Below are 348 nucleotides of genomic sequence, written 5' to 3' on the forward strand. Positions count from 1 at the left end.
CTCCTAACCGCTCCCCTTAACCTTCCAGCACCGGGCAGGCGTCAGCCCGTATACTTCGCCTTACGGCTTCGCACAGACCTGTGTTTTTGCTAAACAGTCGCTTGGGCCTTTTCACTGCGGCCCCCTCGTGCTATTCACACTACCGGGGCACCCCTTCTCCCGAAGTTACGGGGTCATTTTGCCGAGTTCCTTAACGAGAGTTCTTCCGCGCGCCTTAGAATTCTCTTCTCGCCTACCTGTGTCGGTTTGCGGTACGGGCACCATCACCTGGCTAGAGGCTTTTCTTGGCAGTGTGAGATCATGACCTTCGCTACTGTAATTTTCACTCCCCATCACAGCCCAGCCTTA

At 55.5% G+C, this 348-nt stretch carries 1 rRNA gene; it reads right to left on the reverse strand.

Annotated elements, in window-relative coordinates:
- A 23S ribosomal RNA gene (locus M3636_RS29255) occupies positions 1-348 on the reverse strand; the annotation flags it as partial.

Origin of the sequence: Paenibacillus sp. MER 99-2, assembly GCF_023714095.1 — a bacterium.
Taxonomy (GTDB): domain Bacteria; phylum Bacillota; class Bacilli; order Paenibacillales; family Paenibacillaceae; genus Paenibacillus.